This window comes from Mycobacterium sp. (assembly GCF_049673265.1).
GTDB lineage: Bacteria > Actinomycetota > Actinomycetes > Mycobacteriales > Mycobacteriaceae > Mycobacterium.
This window is the reverse complement of record NZ_JBATXN010000524.1, coordinates 1-4,812: the sequence shown is the minus strand read 5'-3', so window position 1 is coordinate 4,812 and position 4,812 is coordinate 1. Positions and strand designations below refer to the sequence as shown.

The window sequence follows — 4,812 nt, the reverse complement described above, 5'->3', positions numbered from 1 at the left end:
CACCGGCGTTGTGGACGACGGGGGAGAGCAGGCCTTGGTCCGTGTCGACGGCGAAGCCGAGATGCTCGGCGTCGTAGTAGGTGATCTCCTTGGTGTCTTCGTTGTAGCTGGCGTTGACGTTCGGGTGGGTCTTGAGCGCATCGATGACGGCGCGTGCGATGAACGGCAGGAAAGTCAGGTTCACACCCTCGCGTTCGGCGAAGGCGTGCTTGGCTTTTTCGCGCAGCGCCACGATCCGGGTCATGTCGACTTCATGGGTCTGGGTGAGCTGCGCGGTTGCTTGCAGCGATTCCCTGGTCTTCTTTGCGGTGATCTGGCGAATCCTGCTGGCCTTCTGGGTGGTTCCGCGCAGATGTGCCAGCGCGGGCGCCGGGGTCGGGACGCTCGGTTTCGGGGCGGACGGGGCCGCGGCGGCCGGTGCCGCAGCGGCCGGAGCTGCTTTGGCTTCCTTCTGCTGCGCGGCCGATAACACGTCCTGTTTGCGGATACGCCCGCCGACCCCGGTCCCATTGACCTCGGCAAGGTCAATGTTGTTCTCGGCGGCCAACTTTCGGACCAGCGGTGTGACATACGGAGCGTTTGCCGCGCTAGTGGCCGGCGCGTGGTCGGGAAGGGGCGCAGGTGCCGGCTCGGGTTTGGCCTGCGGCGTCGGCTTTGGCTGGGGTTCAGGCGCCGGTGGGGCCTGCGGCGCCGACTTGGCCTCGGGTTGGGCAGCCGGCGGGGCTTGTGGCACGGGTGCGGACTTGGCTGGGGCTGTGATGGCGCCGGTGCCTATCCTGGCCAGCTCGCCGCCGACCGAGACGGTGACGTCCTCCTCGGCTGTGATGCTGATCAGCGTGCCCGCCACCGGCGACGGGATCTCGGTGTCCACTTTGTCGGTCGACACTTCGACCAGCGGCTCATCCACCTCGACCGCATCACCGACCTTCTTCAGCCAGCGGGTCACCGTGCCCTCGGTGACGGATTCGCCGAGTTCAGGCATCAGCACCGGACGCGACGAGCCGGTCGCGTCCTGATCGCCGCTTGCCCCCGCGGTCGTTGGCTGCGACTCGGCCTGCGGTTGCGGTTCTGGCTCTGCGTGCGGTTCGGCCTCCGGTTGCGGTTGTGGCGCTGATTGCGGTTCAGGCGCTGCCGGCTCGGCGGCGGGTTGCGCCGTGTCGCCGCCCCCCGCGCCTTCCGCGTCGCCGATGACGGCCAGCTCGCCACCAATCTCGACGGTGTCGTCCTCGTGGGCAACGATTTTGGTCAGTACTCCGGCCGCCGGCGACGGAATCTCGGTGTCGACCTTGTCGGTGGACACTTCCAGCAGGGGTTCGTCGAGTTCGACTGTGTCGCCTTCTTGCTTGAGCCAGCGAGTTACGGTCCCCTCCGTCACGCTCTCACCGAGTGCCGGCATCTGCACTGAGAAGGCCATCTCTGTCGACTCCTGGATCGGTAGGTTCGGTAGGTGGGCGCGCGCCGACCTCTGGCTTACCACAGCGTGGTGTAGGAGGAAGCTGCGCCCAAGCGGATTACCGAAACCATCCTGTCACTGCGCCGCCGCCGGTACACATCCAGGGCGGAGCGGGCACTCGGATGGGCAAGCACGGCTATATTTGAAACGTGACTAATAACGGAGTCCAATAAATCGGATTTTTATCCGCTTTCTCGGATGCGCCTGGTTTCCACGGCATTAATACATCGGGTATTCGAGACAGTTCGGATGAGAAAGCCAAAAATCTGGATTATCTTGTTTGGTGTGTATCCCGACGATAGCGGCAAAGAGCTGGCCACGGTGCTCTCCTACCTGGCAGGGCGTTCCCTCAGCAGAGAAGAGATCTGGACCGCGATGGAACTGCCGCGGTCCACGTACTACGACCAGCTGGACAAGGGAACCCTGATCACTGCGGACAACCTCCGCGTTGCGGCGGCCAATCTCGGCATCAACCGCGCCGAGCTGTTGACCCGTTACCGGTTCATCGACCCGGAAGAGATCACCGCGTTGGCAGAAGAGATTCGTGGCGGCATTTCGACGTCGCAAGCGGCGGGCGGCGTTGCTGTGAAGACTTCACAGCCGACAAAACTTGCCGAGTGGCGACCGCGGCAAGACGCACCCCCGCTGTAAAGCGACCTGTTGGCGGACCGCTGTGGCTCTCACCGCTCTCATCATCCTGACCCTCGCATCCATCGCATGGAGCCTTTGGATACGGCGAGTCACCTGGCATTGCCGGTGGGAAGTGGCCGCCACGCTCAATATCGCTTTGCAGGGTTGCGCGGTCGCACTGATGTCGCCGCTGTCCTCCGAGACGCTCGGCGTCGCACTGCACAAGATCACCGGTGAGTGGAACCTGCAGAACTACGTCGGGCACGACTGCTACATCGTCGCGGCCTCGGCGATCGTCTACAACGCGGTCGGTCGGCTTGAAGACGACGACCGGCTGCAGGCGTCGTTCAAGCAATGGGTAGAGCGGCCGGCGACGTTGTGCATCCCGCTGCTGCTGGCAACGTTCTCGTTGAGCTATGGCAGCAAGACCTACGCACGCGATTTCTTCGCGATGCGCACCGACTTCTGGCTGAGCGTGTACTGGCTATTGCTCACTGGAACGTTGGCCTACCTGCTGGTGTTTGGCTCGCGGGCGCTGCTGGTGCTGCGCCAGGACCCGCGGTCGAGGAACATCGCCAACCTCTATCTGGTCGCCTCGGCCAGCGGCATCTCTGCTTGTGTGGTGCGGATGATCACTGCGGTGATTCCCGCGTTCCAAGGTCCGGTCGGAGCCGGGCTGGTCTGGTTCTTCGCTTGCATGTGCGGCGCGGGTTTCGCGCTGACCTCTGCGAACTCCTGGCGGCAGAAGCTCAAGTGGTTCCAGCGACCGGCGGTGCACCGCTAGCCTGCCGGCTTTGACGCGCGCATAGTTCCGACCCGCCGTGGGTATTCGCGCGCGATGGCAACAACACGAGATGTGGCCACATCATGCGAGCGGGTGTGGGAAGTATTGGCCGACGGCTGGACCTACACGCACTGGGTGGTCGGCAACAGCCGAACCCGTGCGGTCGACCCGAATTGGCCCGAACCGGGTGCCGCCATTCGGCATTCGATCGGAGTATGGCCTGCCGTGATCCAGGACGATACCGTGGTCGAAAGTTCCTCACCGCCACATGAACTCGTTCTGCTTGCCCGCCTGGGACCGCTGGGTGCCGCACGGATAACGATGCGCCTGACAGAGACCGCGGACGGCTGCCGAATCGAAATGATCGAGGTGCCCGTCGAGGGATTGGTTGGCATGGTTCCTGATCGCCTGGCGCTGATTGCAATCCACCCGCGCAACCGCGAGTGTCTGTGGCGGTTGGCGGCTCTTGCAGAACGTCTCGAGCCCAGCCAGGTGTCCTAGGCCATGTCCGGCCGTGGTGGAAATGCGGTCGACGCCGTCGTCATCGGTGCTGGACACAACGGGTTGGTCGCCGCGGCGATGCTGGCCGACGCCGGCTGGGACGTGTTGGTTTTGGAAGCTCAGCCCGAGCCTGGTGGCGCGGTGCGTAGCGCCGAACTGACACCCGGATATATCACCGACTTGTTCAGCTCCTTCTATCCAATGACGATCGCGTCGCCGGCCATGGCCTCGCTGAAATTGGAGGACCACGGACTGCGGTGGTCGCACGCGCCCGCTGTGGTGGGTCATCCGCGCAACGGGACCGACGACGACCCTCCGGTCCTCTACCGCGACGCCGCCCGCACCGCAACGGAATTCGAACGCCGCGACCCCGCCGACGGCGAAAACTGGTGGCGGCTGATCGGTTTGTGGGAAAAGATCAAATCGCCATTGCTGGACGCGATGTTGTCGCCGTTCCCGCCGGTACGCCCGATGGTGCGGCTGCTGCACAGGCTCGGTACGTCGGAAGCCGTCCGGCTGGCGCATTTGATGGTGCAGCCGGCGAACGCAATGGTGGATCGGCTGTTCACCGGCGAGGCGCCACGAATCCTTTTGCTGGGCAACGCAATGCACGCCGATGCTCCACCAGATGCGCCCGGCAGCGGCGCGATGGGTTTTCTGATGACGATGCTGGGGCAAGATTGCGGGTGGCCGGTGCCGGTCGGCGGTTCCGGCCAATTGACGGCAGCCTTGGTTAACCGTGCCCGTGCAGCGGGCGCCCAGATCGAATGCAATCAGGATGTGGCGCAGATCCAGGTGCGGCGGGGCCGTGCGGTTGCGGTCAGCACCACCGGCGGGCGAACCATCCACGTGCGGCGGGCGGTCGTGGCCGACGTGACTGCACCGCGACTGTTCTGCGACATGTTGCCGAGTGATGCGGTCCCGGATGGCCTGCTTCGCGAGCTCGAGCACTACGTGTGGGATCCCCCGGTGGTCAAGGTCAACTATGCGCTGAACAAACCGATTCCCTGGCGCTCGGAAAGCCTGCGCAATACGGGAACCGTCCATTTGGGGGCCGACGCCGACGGTCTGGTGCGGTGGATGGCCGATCTGAACACCCGGGTCGTGCCCGAGCATCCGTTTATGCTGCTAGGTCAGACGACCACGGCAGATCCGAGTAGATCGCCGAAGGGCACCGAAAGTGTTTGGGCGTACACACATTTGCCGAGAAACGTGGCCGACGACGCGTCGGCGGAACGGTTGGCGAAGGCGGTAGATCACGTCATCGAAGAACATGCACCGGGCTTCGGCGCGCGAGTGATCGACCGATTCGTGCAACGCCCGTCGGATCTAGAGGCCAGCGACGCGAATTTGCATCTCGGCGCCCTCAACGGCGGAACCGCTCAACTGCAGCAGATGCTGATCTTTCGGCCGGCCCCCGGGATGGGACGTGCCGAAACACCGG

General features: G+C 64.4%; 5 protein-coding genes. 4 read left to right on the top strand and 1 reads right to left on the bottom strand.

All coding sequences use genetic code 11. The features are described 5' to 3' along the window. The coding region (sucB, locus tag WBF82_RS18055) for a 2-oxoglutarate dehydrogenase, E2 component, dihydrolipoamide succinyltransferase (protein WP_424384333.1) at positions 1 to 1,414 on the bottom strand (1,414 nt) is incomplete at its 3' end. Positions 1,415 to 1,738: 324 nt separating this feature from the next. Between sucB and WBF82_RS18050 the strand changes: the two genes are divergently transcribed. The 4 genes from WBF82_RS18050 to WBF82_RS18035 all read left to right on the top strand — a co-directional run. Then, a complete protein-coding gene (locus tag WBF82_RS18050; protein ID WP_424384332.1) occupies positions 1,739 to 2,104 on the top strand; it encodes a hypothetical protein in 366 nt (121 codons plus the stop codon). A gap of 22 nt (positions 2,105 to 2,126) precedes the next feature. Then, a complete protein-coding gene (locus WBF82_RS18045) occupies positions 2,127 to 2,867 on the top strand; it encodes a hypothetical protein (protein WP_424384331.1) in 741 nt (246 codons plus the stop codon). 54 nt (positions 2,868 to 2,921) lie between these two features. Continuing rightward, positions 2,922 to 3,368, top strand: a complete 447-nt coding sequence (locus WBF82_RS18040; RefSeq protein WP_424384330.1) for an SRPBCC family protein — start codon at positions 2,922 to 2,924, stop codon at positions 3,366 to 3,368. 3 nt (positions 3,369 to 3,371) lie between these two features. After that, positions 3,372 to 4,812: phytoene desaturase family protein (locus WBF82_RS18035; protein WP_424384329.1), on the top strand; the 1,441-nt coding region annotated here is incomplete at its 3' end.